The organism is Dictyobacter formicarum (genome assembly GCF_016587435.1).
On sequence record NZ_BNJJ01000003.1, the window covers coordinates 382,886 to 405,005 of the forward strand.

Below are 22,120 nucleotides of genomic sequence, written 5' to 3' on the forward strand. Positions count from 1 at the left end.
GACAGACTTATAGGATGGGCAGAGCGACAGGAGACATACTTTCCCTGCTGCTCTGCCCGTCCTGTCAAAAGACGTTTGGAATAATGCACAGCAACATACTTGTTTCTATGTAAGAAATTACGAATCATTCCATCAGAGAATCGTGATGTGGCTGGTGGATATTATGCGTCTCTGGTGGTCTCTGCTAAAAATACGTCTTTCCTATGAGCACCAATTATAACTAAGGAGTATTCAAAATGGCGACTCTCCCTATGAGCAATTCTCAACATGCTTCATCAGGTGAACAGGAGCATATACAACATACCGTTCCATTATTTCAACCATATACATTACGTGGCTTGACCTTGCGCAATCGTATTGCGGTAGCGCCCATGTGCCAGTATTCTGCTACCGATGGCTTTGCGAGCGATTGGCACCTGGTACATTTAGGCTCGTTCGCTGTCGGAGGCGCGGCCGTGGTGATGACCGAGGCCACCGCCGTTGAGGCCCGAGGACGTATTTCTCCCCAGGATCTGGGTATCTATCGCGATGAGCACATAGAGATGCTCTCGCGCATTAGCGCTTTTATCAAATCACAGAACGCCATTCCAGCCATCCAGTTGGCCCATGCAGGGAGGAAAGCCAGCACTTTTAGACCGTGGAGTGGAAGCGGCGAGGTAGCACGTGAGGACGGTGGCTGGGAGACGGTTGCTCCAAGCACGCTGCGTTTTGCCCAACATTATCCATTGCCGGTTGAGCTTTCCAGCGACGAGATTACAAAAGTGATACGTAGCTTCCAGCAGGGTGCTCGCAGGGCGTTACAGGCGGGATTCCGAATCCTCGAAATTCATGCCGCCCATGGCTACTTGATCCATGAGTTCCTCTCTCCCTATTCCAATCATCGTACCGATGAGTATGGCGGTTCCCTGCAAAATCGCATGCGTTTCTTGCTTGAGGTTACCGATGCTATTCGTCAGATTATGCCTGCCGATCTGCCATTGCTGGTGCGCATCTCAGCCAGCGATTGGATCGAAGGTGGCTTGACGATCGAAGAGAGTATCGAGATAAGTCATGCCCTGCGCGAACATGGCGTCGATCTGATAGATGTCTCCTCAGGCGGCAATGTCGAAAAAGCGAAGATCCCCGTCGCCCCTGGCTACCAGGTACCCTTTGCTGAAAGGATCCGCCGCGAAGCGAATATCCCTACGGGAGCTGTCGGCCTGATTACCGAGTCAAAACAGGCCAATCAGATCTTAGAGCAGCAGCAAGCGGATATGATCTTCCTGGCCCGTGAACTCTTACGTGATCCACACTGGCCATTAAGGGCTGCCCGCGAACTGTCCCAGGACATTGCCTGGCCCAAACAGTACGAGCGAGCCAAGTTGTCATAGCGTAATCCAGAGAGGTCGCTGCTTTTCTAAGCACCAGGATAATGGCCAGGCTCTACAAAGTTATTCCTGGCCATTATCCTGGCTACTATAGCGTCTCTGGTGCTCCTGACGCGCCTCACGTAGGATCGCCAACGGTTTGACCAGGAAGCCAGCGCAGGCTCCATACTCATGCAAAATAGTCACGGTTTCATGTGTCATAAAGTACTTGCCGTTGCCCACCACACAATCATTGATGACGAGCAGGACGCTAAAGCTTGTCTCAGCTGGCATTGAGGTCAGCACATCTAACAGCTCTTGCGTATTTGTAACATCAATGCGCTGCGCTGACGAGATTCGATCATGTGGCGTCACCTTTTCAGGGTAGATATACAATTCCGCATGCCCAATAGCCATTGCATTCATAAACTATCCTCCAACACAAACAATCTATCTGTAGTCCTTGTATATAATAGTCTTCATCAGCTTATTTCGCTTCACCGCTTACCTATCTGAGATGCAGCAAAAACGAGGCGGCATGCCCATATTCAAGCAGTAACCCCTGCATATCAGCCAGCAATTGCACAGCCAGGGTGATCTTTGCGGCAATTTCATCACGTTTATGCGTGCCTGTGCCGATATTTTCTTTCAGAAACTCTAAAAAAGCTGTGCTATCAGCGACCTGATTGGATAGGTGCTTGATTTTATCCAGTTGCTGATGACTGGCATACACGTGCGCCAATGAGGTAAAGTCATAGTGCGCCCCTGTATGCTCTTCCTCAAAATCGTCTCGATAGGAACTCAGTAACTTGATATCAGGATCACCTTGCATCGAGGTGAGTTTGTCGGTATCCAGGTGCACATTATTCTGTTGCAGCACTTCAGAAAGCAGCCGCACAAATTCCATAAAGATATAATAGAGGTCTGCGATGAAAACCCGGATACGCTGGAGAGGATCGTCAGGTGATATCTGATACACAAAGGTCTCATAAGAACTGTAATTTGCCTCAATCAGGCGCTGCAGATCATTGAGGATCGTCATGATATCATTAAAGCGAGTTACAAAGGTATTGATATTCGTAGTTTGCTGAGTGTCTAAATAGATATGATACATGCGATAGAGCGCCTGCAACGTTTGATCGATGCCAGTGCTTTCTTTCTTCTGGATGGCGGGCTCGCTCCCGGTGACAGACACCAGCATTCCTTTGTTCTGGCTTCTGGGAACCGTAACCTTTTCAAGCTCAGGGGATGTAGTGGTAATCAGTTGCGTGCGCAGCACTTCGAGAGCGGTGTCGATATCATCTAGCAATTCGCTCTTCTGGTTTTCGCTTAAGGTCAGATTATACTTGACGACACTGCGACAGGTAAAAATAGTCGCTATAATGTGCTCAAATTGATGCCTGGATGCATCGTACGACATACAGTTTCCTTTCCCTCACTACCTATGCAACCTTATTCGCCATGCCAGTAAAATTTTTTATTATGATGTTTTGTATGCCATATATAGGATAGCATTTATTAGCCCTTTAATGCACCATATTCGATGCAAGATAGCCTATTTGTCTCTTCCCATTTCAACCATGCAATCACCTTTTTCTGCTCATACAGCAGACGACCGCTGTGTCGATCACAAAAACAAATGGAGAGCCCAACCTGAATGATACAGGTTGGGCTCTCCATCTATTACTTCCGCTAATCGGCGGTAAAACAGTAACAGCTGTTAGCCAAGTAGCAGATAGATATTCTGCAGTAAGCGTTTGACTTCTTGCAGGAAGCGTGCCACAGTAGCACCATACAGAATACGGTGATCAGCCGAGAGGGTCACATGCATGATGTCTCGAATGACCGGCTGATTATCGATGGGGACAAAGGTTTTGCGTGCAGCGGCTACAGCCAGAATGGCGGACTGCGGAGGATTGATCACTGCCGCAAAGTCAGTTACGTCCATCATACCCAGATTGGAAATTGAGAATGTGCCACCCTCCAGATCGGCTGGGGTTAACTTACCAGCCTGCGCTTTAGCAACCAGAGCCTTGGCCTCGCGCGCAATGGTGCGCAGACCTTTGATATTGGCATCACGAATGACCGGGACAATCAGTCCAGCAGGTACATCGACAGCGATACCAATATTAATATGTTTGTGCAACAAGAACTGTCCATCGCGGTATGAGCCATTGACCTCGGGGAACTTCTCCAGCGCCAGGGCACAGGCTTTAATAACCAGGTCATTGACGCTAATCTTGACTCCGCCTTCGCCAGCATTCGCGTTGAGCTTCAGGCGCATCTCCAGCGCATCCGTCAGATCAATGTCATTGCCAATGTAGAAATGAGGCACGCTCTGCTTGGATTCGGTCAGTCGGCGAGCAATGGTCTTCTGCATAGTGGAAAGCGTGACGATCTCCGTGTCCTCTGTAGACACCTCGGGCTGGATAGCAGCCACGGCCACAGCCTCGGGAGCAGCCACAGGAGTTGTTGCCTGGGGGGCAGCCTGGGGAGCCGCTTTGGTTGTGCGCTGCTGCTCGATATAATCCTCGATATCGTCGCGTACGATACGACCACCTGGACCAGTACCTTTGATCTGCTGGAGATCAATCCCATGCTCTTCAGCCATGCGTCGTGCCAGAGGAGAAGACTTAATCGGTCCACCATTGGCACGGGCATTCTGAGAAGACAGACCAGGCTCCACAGAAGGCTGGTTCTGGACGCCATTACCGGCATCGCTGACTGCCGTAGTTTTCTGAGAAGGCGCTGCTTTAACGCTAGAGGCCTGCTGTTGCGTCTGTACATTCGCTCCAGTGCCTACTATTGCGATGGGTTGACCAATGGGAGCCGTCTCACCTTCAGATACCAGAATCTGCTCTAAGATACCGGCACTAAACGACTCGATCTCCATATTGGCTTTGTCGGTCTCAACCTCAGCAACAACTTCGCCCTTTTTTACCTCATCACCAGGCTTCTTCAGCCAGCGTGTGATGGTGCCTTCCTGCATGGTATCGCTGAGTCGGGGCATATTCACTTCGGGCATACGTTTTATCTCCTCCGGCGGGGCGCGAGTTCATGGATGGCGTCTAATAGCTGCTTGGCGCCGGTCAGAGCAGCTGACTCCAAGGGCTTGGAATATGGCAGCGGGACCTCGACGTTGGCCACACGCTTGACAGGAGCATCCAAATAGTCAAAGGCATCTTCCTGGATCGTGGCAGCAATTTCAGCACCAATGCCATATGAGCGCCAGTCTTCCTCAAAGATAATGGCACGACCGGTCTTTTTCACCGAATTGACAATGGTTTCTTTATCCAGCGGACGCAATGAACGAATGTCAACTACCTCAACGTTCCATTTATTTTCCTGCTCCAGGCGCCGAGCCACATCCAATGCCATGGATGCCATACGTGAATAGCTGATCACGGTCAGGTCGGTGCCTTCTTTAGCAACTTTTGCTTTGCCAAAAGGGACCAGGTAGTCTTCTTCGGGCACATTGCCTTTGGTGTTGTAGAGCCCCAGATGCTCAATGAAAATAACTGGATTGTTGTTGCGGATCGCCGTTTTCAACATACCTTTGGCATCGGCCGGAGTAGAAGGCGCAACGACATGAAGTCCCGGAATATGAGCGAACCAGGTTTCCAGATTCTGCGAGTGGGTCGCGGATAGCTGCTGGCCACCACCACCGGGAGTACGAATGACCATCGGCACTGGCGTCTGCCCACCAAACATGTAATGGATTTTGGCGGCATGATTCAAGATCTCGTCCATGGCCAGGGCAATAAAGTTAAAGGTCATGATCTCAACCACGGGACGCAGGCCCAGCATGGCAGCGCCAACGGCCATACCGATAAAACCATTCTCAGCAATCGGGGTGTCTACGATACGCCGGGGTCCAAATTCCTTGAGCAAACCAGCTGTGATTTTGTATGAACCTTCAAAAACACCAATCTCTTCGCCCATTAAAAAAACATTTTCGTCGCGCTTGAGTTCTTCGCGCAGTGTATCGTTCAGCGCCTGTCGAAAACTTATTTCGGCCATTATTACTTACTCTCCTGTAGATGTTCGTCAGACGCGTAGATATGGTCAAAGAGACTTTCGACCGGTGGGAAGGGGCTTTCCTCGGCAAATCTGACGGCTTCGTTTACCACTTGCTCAACCTGATCTTCAATTGCGCGTAAGCCCTGCTCATCGATCAGGCGCGCATCTAACAGGCGTTTCGCAAACGTTGGCACGGGATCCAAAGAGCGACCCTTTTTGACCAGATCTTCGTCACGATAGCGATCTGGATCAATCACAGAGTGACCACGATGGCGGAAACTGACCGCTTCTACAATATATGGCTCGTGCTCTTCACGGGCCGCGCGAGTAGCTCGGCGCATCGCATCACGTACCGCAATTACGTCGTTACCATCTACGCGCTCTCCACGTACGTCAAAAGCACAGCCTTTGCGATACAGTTCAGCAACTGCCGATCCTTTTTCTACAGGTAAGCCCATGCCATACTGGTTATTGACGACAAAGAAAATAACCGGCAGCTTGTAAATCTTGGCCAGGTTCAATGATTCGTAGAACGGGCCACCATTTGTTGTGCCGTCGCCCATCTGGACCGCAACAACTTCATCAGACCCGCGATAAGCAACCGCAAACGCTGCTCCTACTGCCAGAGGAACCTGCCCACCAACGATTCCATATCCACCCAATAAGCGATGTTCCAGGCTAAACATGTGCATAGAACCGCCGCGACCATAAGAACAGCCTGTCTCTTTGCCAAACAATTCAGCCATTACAGCATTTGCCGAGATGCCACGGCCCAGTGCGTATCCATGTTCTCGATAATTCGTATAGAGGTAATCTTTTGCTTCCAAGCCTGCACAGAATCCGACAACAGTGGCCTCTTCACCCAGGTTTAAATGACAATAGCCGCCGATACGGGCCATCTTGTACATCTCATCCGATTTTTCTTCAAAACGACGGATAAGTAACATCTGGTGATAGTAGTTTACCAGCGTCTCTCGATTTTCGTCTTCAGGCAGCGTGACGACACGAGGCTTATCTGTTGTGGTGGCATCGCGTCCATCCGGTCGCTTTTGCTGCTCAGTACTCATGATGTCTCCTGATTTTCTTTAGTAACTATTTGTTGGAGTTGGAGAATGTTCGTCTGTCTAGGGTAGTTCTGACTCGTCTGGAGTGCGTACCCAAATACTCAGTGTTTTAATAGACATATCCCACATAATTGTAACACGTATTGAAAAGTTTACCATGCTATTGTGGGTACATGACCACTCAATAGGTAGAAGATACTGTTAGCTAGCTACCAAAAACTTACTCATACTGACATTCACGAACAGAACAAACCATTCGCTATCATATCACAAGGCCAATTTAGCTGGCTATATATTATTCCATCTGTGTTCTTAAACATTAAAGGTAGACACTACAATATAGGAAGCGATAAAAAATAAGCAGCACCCAGAGGATGCTGCTCATTTTTTATCGCTTTTTTAATTCGCGCCAGTCGCTCTCATGTATCTCTACATCGAACTTTTTGGCGGCTCGCTTGATACGTTTCCAGGCCTCGTCCCTCTCTGCGTCGCTGACCCCTTCCACCTGATCGAAGCGGGCCAGTGCATTTCTCACATGCGATGCATCAGTCAATGGCTCTTTGCGCTCCTTAGGGAAGGCAAAATCGCTATCAGAGAGCGTATCTCGTTTATGTGTCTTTAAGTCTGCCATAGTGTCTTTCCTTTCTTGTAGAGAAAGTAAACTCACTTTTATGTTACACGAATGGCAGTTGAAACGAGATGAGCTACTTTATGGCTGCAGGGTTACAGTTTCCTTAGTAGCTTGATCGGTTACCGGCTGCATAGCTTTCTTGGATCTGGTATAGTAAGCTCCCAGTTTAACACCAGGCAATTCGATACAGCGATAGAGCACATAACAAAAAGGAATTAACAGGCAAAATACACAAAGCCAGTATAACCCATATCGGATTCCAGCCGGCCAGGAGGAAAAATATTGAAAGACATTATCCATAAACCAGAACAATGTCGGCTCATGCCAGATATAAAGTCCATAGGATAACATGCCTATCTTACACAGTGGTGCGCTTTCCCATAACCAGGTAATCACAGGCGGTCCAAAGAGCACACCAAGAATACACAGACCAAAACTGATGGAGAAGCTGAGCTCATAGAGCCAGTTATGCGCTCCAATATAGGGCACCAGGACTGAATACAAAGGAGTATCATACCAGAATGTCATGAAGCAGAAACCGATGACACCCGCTAACCAGATACACCAGCTATAGCGTTTGATAAATATACTCATCTTTTGCTCGGGCCGCCGCTGGGTCAGCAGATAGCAGGTACAGATCATCATTCCGATGGCGAAGTCTTCGAGATATTTTCCGCTCTGACCATAGATCACAAATTTAATGGCATAATGCACATACGATGGTACCCATAAATGCTGATGGGGATTTATTTCCCAGGAACGTCCCCAGGCTCGCGTTGTGAGGCCCCACAAGACCATTGCCAGCAAACAGGTGAATAGCGTGGTCACCTTCCACTTATCTTCACATCTTGATACAAACCAGCGGATACCCAGGGCAATAAATGGCAAGAGCATATAATATTGCCACTCGACCGCCAGGGTCCAGAAGGGGCCGTTGATGGCTTGATAGGTACGGCGAGAGGAATCCATTAAAAAGGTAAAAAAGAGGGCAAGTTGTTTCCAATGATCGATCTGTAAATAGATTGGCGCTGCAAATATGATCAGAAAAAAGAGCGCGAAGTAATAACCCGGCCAGATACGGCAAATACGCCGTATGTAAAAAGTGCGCATCGAAGGCCAGGGCTCTTGAAAAATCATCGATTTCGCATAGGGCAAAAATAGCAAGAAGCCTGACAGCACAAAAAAGAGTGTCACACCACAGCTACCAACCACAGACACGGCAGCAATGATGCTCCCCGTATCTTTAAGATTCCAGACGTGCTTCACACGAGAAAAGAGGTTAACATGATAAAAGATTACCAGTAAACAGGCAAAACCACGCACGCCATCCAGAACAGTAATAGTGTTTTTTTTCGGGATAACTTTTGATGAAGCGATCAATGCCATATACCCAATCTATATATATCTGATAGAACGATTATCAGTTTGCCTCTATTTATCGGCTCGCCACAATCTTTACTAGAGGCATTTAAGCAACCCTAGCATACTTTAAAGGCCCTCGTCAAATTTTATAGACAAATTTCGCATCTATGTAGCTTGATCCTGCGCTACAACATAAAAATTTTTGAGCGCCACAGGTGCGAAATTATATTCCGTTCAGTAGTATAAAAAGTGCGCAGAGAGACTGTTTGAAAAGCATGCACTTCGTGTCCGCGACCCCTGACGGTTCGCGCCGTCGGCACTCAAAAGTCGAGAGGAAGTTGGAAGTGCGCCTGGCGCACTTCCAACTTCCTCTCGATAAAGATACAGGCGCACATGCGTCCGTTCGTCAGAGGGCAACAGTGATACAATACAAATGTTTACGATCAGTGTATTTGTTCTATCTTGCCAGGCGGCACAAAGGGGTTGACGCATGAAAGATGATCAGAAAAGTATGCCATCCTATGGGCTCGGACGTCAGATGCAGGTATATATGCAGGGATTGCAGGGACAACTTCCCTCACTTCCTGTCGCGCCGGAGGCGTTGGAGCAACAGGCGATCGCGCATCTGAGTCAGAAAGCCAGTGGCTATCTGGCCGGCATGGAAGATACGATGCAGGCTAATCTGCGCGCGTTTCAGCATTGGAGTATTCTTCCACGTATGCTGCGCGATGTTTCACAACGCCAGTTATCCACGACTATCCTGGGCATGCAGCTACCCGTACCACTGTTACTGGCCCCCATTGGGGTGCAATCAATTATTCATCTCGAAGCCGAGATAGCAGTTGCCAGGGCGGCACATGCGACCGGAGTACCAATGATTCTCAGTACGGCTTCCTCGCGAAGCATCGAGGCGGTCGCACAGGAACTTGGGAACACTCCTCGCTGGTTTCAGCTTTACTGGAGCAAAAATCCAGATCTCAATGCCAGTTTTGTACGCCGGGCCGAACAGGCAGGCTATAGCGCTATCGTCGTAACGCTGGATACCAGGCTCCTTAGCTGGCGTGAGCAGGATATTCAAAATGCCTACTTACCCTTTTTATTAGGTGAGGGCCTGGCCAATTATTTCAGTGATCCGGTCTTTCGCCAGGCTCTGGCCCAGCCGCCCGAGGAAAATCCGGGCATGGCCATTCGCTATTTCATCGATATCTTCCTCAATCCCTCCTTGACCTGGGATCAACTCAGCTTTTTAAGGCAACACACGAGCCTGCCCATCTTCCTCAAAGGTATTCTGCATCCAGATGATGCTCGCCTGGCTATCGATGCTGGTATGGATGGAATTATTGTTTCCAACCATGGTGGACGCCAGGTAGGCGGATCACGGGCGGCATTGGATGCTTTGCCTGCTGTGGTTGAGGCGGCTAATGGACAGCTACCCATTCTCTTTGATAGCGGCATCCGGCGCGGATCGGATGTTTTGAAAGCCATTGCGCTGGGCGCGAAGGCGGTGCTGCTTGGCAGGCCATATATCTGGGGATTGGCCCTGGGCGGCGAGGCCGGTGTGCAGCAGGTGCTACAAAATCTGCTGGCAGATCTAGATTTGACCCTGGCTGTGAGTGGCTTTTCCTCTATTAGTCAGCTAGATGCATCTCTATTGGTGAATGAACGCCTGGCACAATAAATGTTACTAAGATGGGATATTATCTTTATTGTAAAGGTACGCATGGAGGAAACATCGTATGCCTCAGCTTGATTTGACACCAGACCAGTTATTGACCACCACACGCGCTGTCCGTAAACGTTTAGATCTCTCGCGTGCGGTCGAGCCAGGGATGGTGAAGGAGTGCATTGAAATCGCGGTCCAGGCTCCCAGCGGCAGCAATAGTCAGCAATGGCATTTTGTGGTGGTGACCGATGCTGAAAAACGGAAGGGCCTGGCAGAGTTGTATAGAAAAAGTTTTAGCCAGTATCGCACCAGCGCTACCGAGAGCCTCGAAAAACTCAAGGCCAGCAAACCAGACCTTGCTCAGGTCCAGCAACGAGTCGCCTCTTCCGCGGACTATCTGGCGGAACATCTGCATGAGGTGCCCGTTCACGTTATTCCTTGTATACGGGGCCGTTTAGAGGGCGCTTCCTCCCATGAACAGGCGGGTGTATGGGGCTCTATCTTACCTGCCGTATGGAGCTTTATGCTGGCAGCACGGGCACGTGGTCTGGGAACAGCCTGGACTACGCTGCACCTGGCCTATGAAAAAGAGGCGGCAGCGCTCCTCGGTGTTCCTTTTGAGAAGATTACTCAAACGTCCCTGATTCCCGTCGCCTATACCCTTGGTACCGATTTTAAAGCTGGTTCTCGCCAACCATTGGAAAAAATTATTCATTGGAATAACTGGTAAAAATTCCGATAGCTACTGTAGTATTACCTCTACTCCTCTAACTACAGTAGCTATTTTGTATTGTTACGCAACAAACGGTACTCCCCAGCGTATTTTAAAGATATATACCTTTTTACCTATCCCACTACTTTACAGGTATCTATCAGCACTCTTAATAAAGAGGAGATGACTATGTTTTATCCTTTCAGTGGCATAATGTATCTCATCGGCATTGGTTCACCCGGACTCGTGGCCCTGGCCGCCATCTTTTGGATCTGGGTGATTGTAGATTGTATTACGAAAGAGCCCTCCAATACGAATGATAAAGTTGCCTGGCTAAGCTTTATTCTCTGCGTCCCCTTCTTTGGAGCCCTACTCTACTATTTCATTCGCCGTCCGGAGCGTATGAAAACAATCGGGCAGTAAACGGTTAGAGCGAGGGCCTATTATGCGCACCTCCCTCGCTCTAACCCATATATGCTTCTTATATTACTTCTATATATTTTCACCCCTGAATCATAAGGCATAATGAGTCATCTGACATGGACCTTATAGCATATTTTTTACTATACTATGATGGGGGAAGTGCTGTTTAGCAATATTTTGAGATAGATAGAGGACATATGGAGCAGTTAGATATATATTGTTCCTATTGTGGAGCAAGCAATCAAAAAGAGGAGATGCAGTGCTTTGCCTGTGGCCATACTCTTTCAGATGACGAAACACCTATCGATACTCCTGCACCAGAAATCCTCCTCCAGCAACGCTATCGCTTGTTAAATGAGGTAGGTGAGGGCGGCTTTAGCATCGTCTATCGCGCTGAAGATACTCAGACCCATCAGATTGTTGCTGTCAAAGCTGTAAGCCTGCGTGGACTCTCGACCCAGGAAAAGATCGAGGCCACGGATGCCTTTAATCGTGAAGTTAATATCTTGACAAAATTAACACATCGGAATCTACCACGCCTCTATCAACATTTTTCGGATGCCGAGTGCTGGTATATGGTGATGGATTATATAGAGGGAGAAACGCTAGAAAAATATCTGGAACGCCACAAACAGATGCCATTTCGCCTGGAAGAGGTGTTGGATATCGGTGCTATCCTCTGCGATGTCCTGGACTATCTCCATTCCAATCAGCCAGCCATTATTTTTCGCGACCTCAAACCTGCCAATATTATGTTAACGTCAGGTGGCTATATCTATGTAATTGACTTTGGGATTGCTCGTCAGTTTAAACCTGGTCAGCTAAAGGATACCATACCTTTTGGTTCGCCAGGTTATGCTGCGCCGGAGCAGTATGGGAAGGCTCAGACGACTCCGCGCTCAGATATCTATAGCCTGGGAGCTATTCTACATCAACTGATGACCGGGGCAGATCCCAGTCAATCTCCTTTTGCCTTTGCTCCACTCCCTAATCTCCATCAGCATGCTGTCGCTAAATTAGATACGTTGTTGCAGCGTATGGTGGCTCTGGATAGTCAGCGGCGTCCGAATTCACTGGCAGAGGTGCAGCAGGTTTTACAGGAAATTTCGAAGCTCCATTATCATCAGCAGGGCCTCTCTAGCCAGTATTACCAACCTGCTATATTCAGATCATTCCAAAAGGCGGTCTACGCGCAATTGCCATCTGCAAACTCTATATCCAACAATATAGGTGTAACTAGTTTTGTGCAACAACAACAACAACAGCAACAAACCTTCTATGCTTTTTCACCATTTGCTCAGAGTACGATGCCACCACCATCTAACAAATATCAGTTATATAGTATTCTATGTAGCCTGCTTGGCATATTTATGCCACCTTTCTTATGCCTGGCCTCAACACAACTTTTGCATATTCTGCAACATCATATTGTTATCACTCTATTCTTCTCTGCATTCCTTCTGGTACCATCAATTATGGGCATTGTTTTTGGGCACAAGGGGCGCGCGTTTGCCCGGCATACAGGCACCAGCGCGGATACCGCTACAGTTGGCATGACGCTTGGCTACATTTTTACTGCCATCTACCTTATTTTTTCTCTCTGCTTCTTCGCCACAACAGTTGTATTGTTCTTATAATGACAATGGCAATTGCCATTCATTTCTATCTATTTGCAGACATAACTTTAGCCAACAAAAACGATGCCACACTTCAGCCCGGGCATTGAAATGTGGCATCTCAGCAGAATCATCTCGTTCAGGATAGCATTTGCTTACTTCTTGCTACTAGATGGTCCCGCTTCTTTTGGAAAAACGCGCGATCAGTGCTTCTGCGTAATCGCCCACGATCGGTAACTTAAATCTGACGCCGCGATAAGCCTGTAGCATCAAAAAGACCCAGAGGACAAAGCCCACTGCCAGGACCAGGAAGGTAAAGCAGCCCGTAATGGGCGAGAGCAATGTTCCTATTAACCAGAGGCCTGAGATTAATCGTAAAAGGACATAGACAATTACGAGAGGAGTAAACACAACAATAGATTGCGCGGCATGAAAGCGAACAAAACTATTTTTGCGCTCGATAAAAAAGAATACAATACCGGTAAAGCACAGTCCCAGATAACTCAACAACGCTGCTCGCCTTGAGCGCAGGCCGGTCGTGCTCTGATCCTGATCCCTGTCCCTCTGGCTAACACTGATCGGAGGAACATAGGTATTGGATTGTTGCTGCTGTTGTTGTTGGTACTGCCCGCCTGTATATTGCTGCCCACCCTGTCCATAAACGTAGTTAGGATCACTTTGCTGAGAACCAATACCGGGCTGATTTGCTCCGTAGGGATCGTCAGATGAACTCGATGGATTGTATCCCCCATAGCCACCATATGGTCTGGATGGATCGGGTTGTTGGTTTTGATTAGGATTTGTACTCATGAGAGCATTCCTCCGTCCATAAAGAAAAACTTTTCTACCATGTATTACGGCCACTGTGTCAGAAAGGTTAGAGAGAAACTAAAAGTGTTTTACCACATTCTCAGCAAAAATACAGAAATTCAACTCATCTACAAAAAATTAGATAGAGAATGTACATCCAACAGGGGGCAAAATTCGTATTGGAAGTAGGAGCACTAATGCGTTGTGAGGCGACCAGGTTCTGGTAAGGAGACGCGCTATGTTTCACTATATGGACCGTAAAGAAGCAATAGAGATGTTGCGTAAAGCGGGCTTCAGCCACGGAGAGATCGATCGTATCACAAGATTTCGCAAGCACTTTATCCCAAATGAGTTAGATCAATCCCGCGATGATCATCGTCGTCTCGAATTTACGCGTTGGTTATTCCGAACCGGTAAATTGACAGATTTTGTTAGCTAAACGTCCAACCAACGTAGATGTGGCTAACCTATCAGAAAATAGCTCTCTGATAGGTTAATTCTACGTGCCTCAGGCCAATCCTCTTTTTCTATCTTCCCCCTACCTGTTTACAATTTTCGTGGCGCAGAAAACTGAGTCCTGGCAACATAAGGGTAAAAAGTTTATAATGAATAACAGTCAACGAATTATAGAACTACATGGAGGCAATAATGACACTACCACCTCAGTTGACACAGGAAAGCACCAGCGATCAATATACTCCCAGAAAAGAGGATAAGTTTACTTTTGGACTCTGGACGGTTGCGAATCAGGGTCGTGATCCTTTTGGTGATGTTGTTCGCCCGGTTCTTAATCCTGTGCGTAGCGTGCAGAAGCTTTCAGAGTTGGGTGCCTGGGGCGTCAACTTCCACGATAATGATCTGGTGCCCTTTGATGCGACACCTGCCGAACGTGATCGTATCGTGAGCGATTTTAAGAAGGCCCTGAACGACTATGGTATGGTTGTTCCTATGGCCACCACCAACCTTTTCTTCCACCCTGCATTCAAAGATGGTGCATTTACGGCTGTCGATCCCAGTGTGCGTGCCTTTGCCTTGCAAAAAACGATGCGCGCTATCGATCTGGGTGTTGAACTGGGTGCCCAAACATATGTGTTCTGGGGTGGACGCGAGGGTGTTGATAGTGAGGCCAGCAAAGATCCTGTCGAAGCACTGAAACGCATGCGTGATGCGATCAATTTTCTGTGTGAATATGCCATTGATAATGGCTACAATCTGCGCTTTGCGTTGGAGCCTAAGCCCAACGAGCCGCGCTCAGATACTTACTTCGCTACTATCGGTCATATGCTGGCCTTTATTTATACGTTGGATCATCCTGAGATGGTTGGTGTAAACCCTGAGGTTGCACACGAGCATATGTCTGGCCTCAATTTTGTGCACGGTGTCGCCCAGGCGATTGAGGCAGGCAAACTGTTCCACATTGACCTGAATGATCAGAAGGGTCCTCGCTTTGATCAGGATCTGCGCTTCGGCAGTGAGAATATCAAAAGTATGTTCTTCCTGGTACGTTTGCTAGAGAATAGCGGCTATGATGGCCCACGCCATTTTGACGCCCACGCATATCGCACCGAGGACGACCAGGGCGTATGGGACTTTGCCGCTGGTTGTATGCGTACTTATAATATCTTGCGTGAGAAGGCTCGTCGCTTTGATGCTGATCCCGAGGTTCAGCAGCTCTTAGCGACCATCAACGCTGGCAATGCGGACCATATCTCCTGGCTGAGTGAGGTACGCAAGGGCTATAGCAAAGAACTGGCTAATAAATTAAAAGAGGCAACATTTGATGCAACAGCGCTGGGACAGCGCGGCTATCAGTACGAGAAATTGGATCAGATGGCTGTTGAACATATCTTTGGTATTCGCTAAAGATTTCTAAGAATGTGTCTGAAAGACATAGGGTTCGCGCCTGCGGCCCCTGACGCTATGCGCCTTGGGCGCTCAATAAATCTTTTAAGTGTTGGTGCAACCTGCGCGCAAAGCGCGCAGGTTGCACCAACACTTAAAAACAGGTTCGGGTGCATATGCACCCGCCTGTACGGGGGCTCCTGGCTTCCCATGGTGATGGACTTCAGACACACTCTAACGTAATGCTTAAGGGCAGGCGAGGCAGTTATTATACCTCGCCTGCTTTTTTATTTATATGGGTGTTCCAGGAGGACTAATCTATTGGCAACGCTGAGGGTGGCGATTCTATATGGCTGCCGCGCAGTTGCGAACGAACCAGGCGGATTTCGTCGTAGGAGTAGTCGTCCCCCAGGTGTTCTTTGATGGGCTTGAGTTTGGCATCACCGATCTCCTGTATCGCTTGCACAATGACGTTATAGTGCTCAGCTTCTACTAGATTGCTTAGGTCGATCTGTTCGCCTTCTTCCAGCGCTACGCTCAGGTACTCTAAAACAGTAGAGGGATGGCGATCGCAGGCCTGGGCGATCTCCTGCAGCGTAAATCCCTGCTGGGCCAGACCAACGGCATTGCGACGCATATACTGAGCCGAGCGTGAAGTTGACCTGGCTGGCTCAGCAGGTTTCTGAACAGAGGACTGCTGAACAGGTACCAGATCGGGATATTGCTGCATATAAGCTTTGATTTCATCGGTGAAAGGTGCGTAGTAAGATTGTAGCTTTTTTTGTCCGACACCTGGAATCTTTAAGAATTCAGCCTCGCTGGTTGGCAGATTCTGAACCATCGCAAGTAAGGCCATATCGGTAAAAACTACATAGGGTGGCACGGCCAGTTCATCAGCCAGGTTTTTACGTAAGGTACGCAGGCTCTGCAACAGTGCAGTCTGATTGGCATTCAATGGATTGCTATCAGCGGTGCCCACGACAGTAGGAGACTGACTATAGGTCGGCCGGGCCTCCACCTTGAGATAGAACTCAACATGACCTTTGAGCAGTTTCAGAGAATTGGCATTTAAGTGATAAGTAGGGTAACCATCGCGACGTTCTGTCAAAAAACCTTGCTGCAGCAGTGTATGGCCAATCGTCACCCACTCATCACGACTATATTGTTTACCGCAACCATAGGTTGAAAGTTGATTATGACGATAATCACGGATTTTCTGGGTATTTGCTCCACGTAGGATATCAATGATATGATTGAGCCCAAAGCGTTCACGGGTCAGATGAACACAGGTCAGGAATTTCTGCGCATCCTCTGTCCGGTCCTCGGTCTCTATTGACTGCGTGCAATTATCACAATTATTGCAGTTCTCACCTGGTAGATCTTCACTAAAGTAGCTTAATAAGAGGCGACGACGACACTGCGTGCTCTCACTGTATTTTATTACCTGCTGCAGTTGATTCAGAGCAATAATTTGCTGCTGATCATCCGCTTTCTGAGCAATAAAGTATTCTGCACGCATGCGGTCAGCATAGCTAAAAAAGAGGACGCACTCGGCTGGTTGACCATCACGACCAGCACGGCCAGACTCTTGATAGTAACCTTCCAGATTTTTCGGTAAGTCGTAGTGGATGACGGCCCGCACGTCTGGTTTGGCAATCCCCATGCCAAAGGCAATCGTGGCCACCAGCACAGGCACATCATCGCGGATAAAGCGTTCTTGATGCTCTGCACGCACTTTGGAGGAGAGACCAGCATGGTAGGGCAAATTGGTAATACCATCTTCATGGAGATCGGCGCTCAGTTTCTCTACTCCTGAGCGGCTCAGACAATAGATGATGATCGACTCACCCTGTTTCTGGCGTAGGATCTCTACCAGTTCTGCATAAGATCCTTTGTGTTTTTTGCGTACTTCATATGAGAGGTTCGGGCGGTTAAAACTGGCAATATGGACGATGGGCTGGCGTAATTTTAATTGTTCAAGAATATCATGCCGCACGCGCGCAGTGGCCGTCGCGGTAAGCGCCAGTATGGGTAATTCAGGGAAACGGTTGCGCAGCGTGCCTATTTGACGATACTCAGGGCGAAAATCATGTCCCCATTCACTGACACAGTGAGCTTCGTCCACAGCTAGCAAGGCCAGACCAATGGTTTTATTAACATGTTCAAGGAACGCGAGAAAACTGGGCTTCAATAGGCGCTCGGGAGCCACATAGAGTAGTTTGATCTGCCCATTCATTGCCGCTCGCTCACGACGGGCACATTCTTCATACGGCAATGAGCTGTTCACAAATGTTGCTTCGATACCATTGGCTTGTAAACGGCTAACCTGGTCCTGCATTAAGGCGATCAAAGGGGAGACAACGATGGTCAATCCCGGCAATAGCAAAGCCGGTAGCTGGTAGGTTAGAGACTTACCGCCACCAGTCGGCATCAACACTAGCATATCCTGCTGTTCTAATACCGCTTCAACAACATCTTTTTGTCCTGGCCGAAACGTATCATATCCGAAATACTGTTTTAGTGCTTGATCGACATGCAACAATTTCAATATACTCCCTACTCCGTATAAATTCTCCGCGCACCCAACTTCATACCCAGATGCCCGCTCATGCTGCTGGCAGGCAGTAAAAAGCATTTGGCAACGCCACTCACTCGCGGCAAGCTGCGCTCATCCAAATGAACGGCATTATATCTTTCATGCGAATCACAGTATCGCACACTAAACCATATTTTATCAAATCATATCAAAAAGTCAATTTTGATTTATTCTTCTCTTGTGTGCTTAGTTTTTATTTTTGTCCATAAGACATTATGATTCAGTTTATACATAAGTTAATATTATATCTTTATAATAAGGCAAAATTTTTTACGTAACAATAAGCATCCATGTCACGAGAACGGCGGGCAAGAAGATCTAAATGCCGTTCCAGTATGAAGCTAGCACGTGAATAGATAATAGAACCTATTGATTCGGACCACTACATCTACCACGTATGGTGGATGTTACGCTGTTAGAGCCTTACTCCTTATGGTTAATAGCTATAAGAAGGAACTGTCAACCAAACGGCCACCTGGCTCGTAGAGCAGAATGCGTCCTTGATGCACAAGGATACTCAAGGCGTTTACGATCTCATCTCTGCTCATCTGGGTAGAATAAGCAAGCTTTTCAATATTCTTTTGACCATCGATAGCCAGGTAAAGTTGACGTGCCCGATACTCTCCCAGAGATAAATGCTCCTGATGGTTGATGAACGGCATGTCAGTGCCATCGACACGTCGAGGGATTAGCAAGGGTAGGGCTCCCATCGAGGGCAATTTGATCGGTTGCTGAGGACCTGTCTCACTTGAGTGCCGTAATTGACCTGCCGCCTGAACATTACTACCCTGCGGATATGGGGTATTAGCATTGCCAGGCCTGATGCTTCCACGCCGTAAAGAGGAAATTTGAGAATCCTGCCACTGCGCATTTCCAATATCTTGCCCGTTGTTGGCCTGTAGCGGTGAGACCCGAGGAGCATTGACAGACTGCTGAGGGCCCGTTCCCCAACTGCTAGGGGGTATCGGGGTGCTAGGATTCACAGACCGCTGCGGGCCTGTAGCTTCGCGGCCCTCGGGCCGCAGTGAGGTGTTCGGTTGACGTGGACGCTCCACAACAACTTTCCTTACCTCCTGGACTAGTTCTTCTGCCTTAAATGGTTTGGTCAGGTAGGCATTTGCTCCCTGCCGCATGGCCCAAAAACGGTCAGAGGATGAGTTTTTGGAACTGACCATAATAATGGGAAGGGTGCGCCAGGCTTCCTGTGAGCGTAAATGGCGGCATACTTCAAAACCATTCATGCCTGGCAAAATAATATCCAATACCACGCATTGTGGGGCATCTTGCGCCAGCATGCGCAACCCCCCTGGCCCATCATTAGCAACTAGTACCTGGTAACCAGCACTCTGCAAAGCTTGTTGCATGTACAAACACTGAGTAGAACTATCGTCGATTATCAGCACTTTGGGCGTAGTTACCATATGCCCACCCCCATTTCGTCAATTGCTCATCCCAAGCAATCGCTACATACACTTATCTCTCTCAGCATAGATGGAAAAGTCGTCTCTAGCCACGACCTGGACAACAACGATATAGCTTCTGCCTTAAGGATGAGATACTCTTCATAATCTAAAAAGGAGCACGACGCATATAATGTTCAAATAGAATGGGCCAGCTATATGTGTACAAGTGCACATAAAAGCAACCAGTTACTATATTGGTTAGTAAAGACCATATTACCATCCTCATAAGCATTTAGGCAAATATATAAACTCTATTTCCCCAAAATGTACCCTCTACCAGATATCCTGGTATCCTCACTTTCTTTCTCACACTTCATTTTTCACACCCATGGGTGTAGACCTGATATAGGCAGCAAAAACCATTTTGCAAAGCTAACTGCATACTTATGGGGGATTACGATTGCTGGCAAATACACTAATTCAAAAATGACTGGCCCGGCGATAGTATGGTAAAAAAACATATGATACGATAAAATACAAAAAGCTAAATGTATATCGGCCTCTATAGGGAAAGGATTCATAAAACTGCATTCACATATACAAATTCACTAGATGATGAACCGTTATTATTTATGCTTGTCTTTATACTTTTACAGGATAGGAGATCGCTGTATGGCTCGCTCAGAAGTCCATTCAACGTCATCTGCCACATTGGATAAGCTGGCACTGGCACCACAGGGTGTGCAAGAACGTCGGTTACGCCGCATCAGTGCCTGGCTCTTGCTCTTTTTTTTGCTCCAGGGTGAATTGGGAGCCGTTTGGGATCGAGAATGGCATGCCTATGTCGGACGCGATCAGTTCTGGACTCCACCACATACGTTGATTTATTCTTGCGTGGCTGGTGCGGGCCTGTTGGCTCTGGCTGTCGTGCTGGTGGAAACGTTTCGCTATCGACACCATGTTCCAGGAGTAGATGATACTTCGACGGTACCTGTTCTCCATTTCTTTCATGCTCCGCTCGGCTTTAGCGTGCTTGGTTTTGGAGCGTTGCTGGCGCTGATCGCGGCCCCCCTGGATAATTACTGGCACGAATTATATGGCATCGATATCGCGTTGTGGGCACCTTTTCATATGATGGGGGTAACCGGTGGTCTGATTGGCATGCTAGGTATGGTCTATGTATTTGCCTCAGAGGCAGCCATCGAGCGTCAATCCGGCAGCACACCACGCCGCTTCCTGGGTCTAACCGCGCTAGAGTTGGGTATCATCATGGCCATGGGTAGCATTATGAATTATGTGCTGACTGGCTTCTTGCAGTTTCCGGTAATCACCATTGGTACAATCCATATCTCTACCTATCCGCTACCACTGGTAGCAGGCTGCGTAATGTTTATGCTGGCAGCGTTGCGTACGACCCAAAAAGTGGGTATTGCCACCTTTTTAACGTTCATCCTTTTTTTGCATACTCTTGTAGTAGAACTCTTTGTACCCTGGGCCATTCGCACTGCGGTAGAGCAACAGGATATTCCTTACCGCCTGGCCAACCAGATTCCTGAATTCCGCCTGGATTATGCCTTGCTACCGGCCGCCTTTCTGCTTTCGGCGGTGATCCTCGACGTTGTGGCCTATCGCCGAGCTCGCAAAACTGGTAGCCCGAATAGTCCTATGCTTCAGACAATTATCCAGGGAGCGATAGTCACATTACCAATCGTCCTCTTCACTCCATTGATTCTGCGTGATTATACTCCTTATGCACCAGTTTTCTTACCCGAAAAAGGGGTGCCATTTGATCCTGTTCAGATGGCTGGCATCGTTATCATCTCATTATTGATTGCCATGGCTATAGGAGCACTAGGTGCGTGGTTAGGCGAAGATTTTGGAGATATCTGGCGCTGGAGTAAGCGCTAAGAAACATGAGGTTTTGCTATGTACAAAGTGCTTCGTACGCTTACACGCCTCAGCTTAATCTGGATCAGCCTGCTCATTCTGATGGCGGGCAGCGCCAGTGCAGCAAGCAAACCAGCACGCACAGATACGGTGGCCGCCGGTGCCTATATTATCAACGTTAACCTTTCCAAAGATCCGCCATATGTGGACGAAGCGTTTGATGTGACCATTGTGCCACACAATAGCTCACTGAAGCTGAGTGGAAAAGTAATCATGCAACCAGGGCCCGGTACCGATGGGATAGAGATACCGACTACACTACAGGCGGTTGGTGATAAAGAAGGCAGTCTACGAGCCAGCGTCCACATTCCTGTTCAGGGTGTCTGGAATATCGTTGTCCAGTTAGAAGGTCCCCAGGGACCTGGTCAAGCCAGCATACCCGTCACAGTTGGTGCACCTGGAGCCATGCAACCCTGGCTGGCCTGGTTGATCGGAGCGTCCCCGCTCGTCTTCATAGCCGTCTGGATCGCTACCCAGCATCGCTATCGTCGCTCCCTGCTCACGCCACAACCAATAGAAGCAGCAAAGATGCAAGAAAGAGTATGATTCCCAGGGATCTTGGGAATCATGCCGATCCTTTGTGGAGGGGCGCATGCGCGCCCTTACAGGTGTAGGTTTTTCAGGGGCGTAGCCCCTGAGACCCCTGATGCCGCCCTGCGGGCGGCACGGAGAGGGAGGAGGAGTT

Annotated in this window: 19 protein-coding genes; 9 read left to right on the plus strand and 10 right to left on the minus strand. The window is 48.3% G+C overall.

Going from position 1 to position 22,120, the window contains the following annotated elements; genetic code table 11:
* Positions 1-251: 251 nt before the first annotated feature.
* A complete protein-coding gene (locus JMI88_RS06770; RefSeq protein ID WP_201361185.1) occupies positions 252-1,370 on the plus strand; it encodes an NADH:flavin oxidoreductase/NADH oxidase in 1,119 nt (372 codons plus the stop codon).
* A gap of 60 nt (positions 1,371-1,430) precedes the next feature.
* Here the strand turns inward: JMI88_RS06770 and JMI88_RS06775 are convergent, their stop codons facing one another.
* From JMI88_RS06775 to JMI88_RS06805, 7 genes are all read right to left on the minus strand, one after another.
* On the minus strand, positions 1,431-1,772 hold the full coding sequence (locus JMI88_RS06775; RefSeq protein WP_201361036.1) for a hypothetical protein: 342 nt from the start codon (positions 1,770-1,772) through the stop codon (positions 1,431-1,433).
* Between the two features lie 82 nt (positions 1,773-1,854).
* Complete coding sequence (locus tag JMI88_RS06780; RefSeq protein ID WP_201361037.1) at positions 1,855-2,766, minus strand: hypothetical protein; 912 nt, start codon at positions 2,764-2,766, stop codon at positions 1,855-1,857.
* Between the two features lie 300 nt (positions 2,767-3,066).
* Complete coding sequence (locus JMI88_RS06785; protein ID WP_201361038.1) at positions 3,067-4,371, minus strand: dihydrolipoamide acetyltransferase family protein; 1,305 nt, start codon at positions 4,369-4,371, stop codon at positions 3,067-3,069.
* A gap of 5 nt (positions 4,372-4,376) precedes the next feature.
* Complete coding sequence (locus JMI88_RS06790; protein WP_201361039.1) at positions 4,377-5,366, minus strand: alpha-ketoacid dehydrogenase subunit beta; 990 nt, start codon at positions 5,364-5,366, stop codon at positions 4,377-4,379.
* Between the two features lie 2 nt (positions 5,367-5,368).
* Positions 5,369-6,433 carry a pyruvate dehydrogenase (acetyl-transferring) E1 component subunit alpha gene (gene pdhA / locus JMI88_RS06795; protein WP_201361040.1) on the minus strand — a complete coding sequence of 355 codons (1,065 nt, stop codon included), beginning with the start codon at positions 6,431-6,433 and terminating at the stop codon, positions 5,369-5,371.
* A gap of 385 nt (positions 6,434-6,818) precedes the next feature.
* Complete coding sequence (locus JMI88_RS06800; protein WP_201361041.1) at positions 6,819-7,061, minus strand: DUF6582 domain-containing protein; 243 nt, start codon at positions 7,059-7,061, stop codon at positions 6,819-6,821.
* A gap of 78 nt (positions 7,062-7,139) precedes the next feature.
* Positions 7,140-8,447 (minus strand): acyltransferase family protein, encoded by a 1,308-nt coding sequence (locus tag JMI88_RS06805; protein ID WP_201361042.1) that lies wholly within the window; start codon positions 8,445-8,447, stop codon positions 7,140-7,142.
* A 466-nt stretch (positions 8,448-8,913) separates the two neighbouring features.
* Between JMI88_RS06805 and JMI88_RS06810 the strand changes: the two genes are divergently transcribed.
* From JMI88_RS06810 to JMI88_RS06825, 4 genes are all read left to right on the plus strand, one after another.
* A complete protein-coding gene (locus tag JMI88_RS06810) occupies positions 8,914-10,101 on the plus strand; it encodes an alpha-hydroxy-acid oxidizing protein (protein WP_201361043.1) in 1,188 nt (395 codons plus the stop codon).
* Positions 10,102-10,159: 58 nt separating this feature from the next.
* Positions 10,160-10,816 (plus strand): nitroreductase family protein, encoded by a 657-nt coding sequence (locus tag JMI88_RS06815; protein WP_201361044.1) that lies wholly within the window; start codon positions 10,160-10,162, stop codon positions 10,814-10,816.
* A gap of 171 nt (positions 10,817-10,987) precedes the next feature.
* Complete coding sequence (locus JMI88_RS06820) at positions 10,988-11,221, plus strand: PLD nuclease N-terminal domain-containing protein (RefSeq protein WP_236022837.1); 234 nt, start codon at positions 10,988-10,990, stop codon at positions 11,219-11,221.
* 197 nt (positions 11,222-11,418) lie between these two features.
* Positions 11,419-12,858 carry a protein kinase domain-containing protein gene (locus JMI88_RS06825; protein ID WP_201361045.1) on the plus strand — a complete coding sequence of 480 codons (1,440 nt, stop codon included), beginning with the start codon at positions 11,419-11,421 and terminating at the stop codon, positions 12,856-12,858.
* A 147-nt stretch (positions 12,859-13,005) separates the two neighbouring features.
* On the opposite strand, the gene JMI88_RS06830 is transcribed toward JMI88_RS06825, so the two are convergent.
* Positions 13,006-13,647, minus strand: a complete 642-nt coding sequence (locus JMI88_RS06830) for a DUF4870 domain-containing protein (protein ID WP_201361046.1) — start codon at positions 13,645-13,647, stop codon at positions 13,006-13,008.
* Positions 13,648-13,885: 238 nt separating this feature from the next.
* Between JMI88_RS06830 and JMI88_RS06835 the strand changes: the two genes are divergently transcribed.
* Both JMI88_RS06835 and xylA read left to right on the plus strand, forming a co-directional pair.
* Complete coding sequence (locus tag JMI88_RS06835; RefSeq protein ID WP_201361047.1) at positions 13,886-14,086, plus strand: hypothetical protein; 201 nt, start codon at positions 13,886-13,888, stop codon at positions 14,084-14,086.
* 209 nt (positions 14,087-14,295) lie between these two features.
* Positions 14,296-15,510 (plus strand): xylose isomerase, encoded by a 1,215-nt coding sequence (gene xylA, locus JMI88_RS06840; protein ID WP_201361048.1) that lies wholly within the window; start codon positions 14,296-14,298, stop codon positions 15,508-15,510.
* 292 nt (positions 15,511-15,802) lie between these two features.
* On the opposite strand, the gene recQ is transcribed toward xylA, so the two are convergent.
* Positions 15,803-18,037, minus strand: coding sequence for a DNA helicase RecQ (recQ, locus tag JMI88_RS06845; protein WP_236022838.1), 2,235 nt, complete (start codon positions 18,035-18,037; stop codon positions 15,803-15,805).
* A gap of 491 nt (positions 18,038-18,528) precedes the next feature.
* Positions 18,529-19,506 carry a response regulator gene (locus JMI88_RS06850; protein ID WP_201361049.1) on the minus strand — a complete coding sequence of 326 codons (978 nt, stop codon included), beginning with the start codon at positions 19,504-19,506 and terminating at the stop codon, positions 18,529-18,531.
* A gap of 654 nt (positions 19,507-20,160) precedes the next feature.
* Between JMI88_RS06850 and JMI88_RS06855 the strand changes: the two genes are divergently transcribed.
* Positions 20,161-21,396 carry a hypothetical protein gene (locus JMI88_RS06855; RefSeq protein WP_201361050.1) on the plus strand — a complete coding sequence of 412 codons (1,236 nt, stop codon included), beginning with the start codon at positions 20,161-20,163 and terminating at the stop codon, positions 21,394-21,396.
* 18 nt (positions 21,397-21,414) lie between these two features.
* Positions 21,415-21,981, plus strand: coding sequence for a hypothetical protein (locus tag JMI88_RS06860; RefSeq protein WP_201361051.1), 567 nt, complete (start codon positions 21,415-21,417; stop codon positions 21,979-21,981).
* Positions 21,982-22,120 lie beyond the last annotated feature (139 nt).